Here is a 944-nt window from a genome sequence, read left to right on the forward strand (position 1 = left end):
TAAAGTAGATACACTACCTAATCCTGAAACTTTTTCTACGACCGCTTTATACTCGTAATAATCCATACTTCCCTTCTTATTACATCTAGATGTGTATAAGAGACAGATATAGGACATTTAAATTAGAATATGCTCCAGTGAAGTATGTATAGAAGCTGTCTCTTATACACATCTAGATGTGTATAAGAGACAGCTATATAGGACATTTAAATTAGAATATGCTCCAGTGAAGTATGTATAGAAGTCAGGAAAAAATATTTCAGAATTCTTTCTTATTGTCTTATTAAAAAATCTTAAATTAGGATATCCTTCCTCTTCTCTAGCAGTAAAGTAGATTTCTTTCTTATTATGGATATTCTCTACATAAACTGTGCTTTGGTAAATTATACAAAGAAAATTTATACAATTATCGAATTCAAAACTATTATCTGTAGTATTATACACATCTAGATGTGTATAAGAGACAGCTACATAAACTGTGCTTTGGTAAATTATACAAAGAAAATTTATACAATTATCGAATTCAAAACTATTATCTGTAGTATCATATAAAAAATTATTATCCAAAATTTTTATTATCAACATAACTAATGTCTCAAAATATTCTGGCTCCGTTACTCTAATAGTTTCTTCATTATCAAAAAATATTTGAAATTTCCGATCATAAAAATTATTGATGCTTTTTATTTTCATTAATGGCACTCCCTTATGATTTAACTCACATTCAATACATTTAAGTATAAAACTTCCTCAATACGTTTCCAAGAAATTTATAAAAAGAGCTGCGTTGCACAGCTCTAACATTTTTATTTATTTTCTTGTGGTAAAAGAACAATATCGTCTGCTTTATAATACATTGGATTACCTGACATGGAAACTGTTAAATTAGAAAAACGACATTTTACAGAGTCTTTTTTTCTGATTTCTTCATTCGTTATTACTTC

General features: G+C 27.4%; 1 protein-coding gene. It reads right to left on the reverse strand.

Annotation, left to right across the window (positions count from 1 at the left end; all coding sequences use genetic code 11):
- Positions 1-162 precede the first annotated feature (162 nt).
- A complete protein-coding gene (locus tag A5844_RS13715) occupies positions 163-693 on the reverse strand; it encodes a hypothetical protein (protein WP_086285719.1) in 531 nt (176 codons plus the stop codon).
- Positions 694-944 lie beyond the last annotated feature (251 nt).

It is taken from the genome of Candidatus Enterococcus wittei (assembly GCF_002140175.1).
Taxonomy (GTDB): Bacteria; Bacillota; Bacilli; order Lactobacillales; family Enterococcaceae; genus Enterococcus_B; species Enterococcus_B wittei.

What these genes read in the sequence shown, in the direction of transcription:
- A5844_RS13715 (WP_086285719.1), bottom strand. Translation starts at nt 693, where the DNA reads ATGAAAATAAAAAGCATCAATAATTTTTATGATCGGAAATTTCAAATA.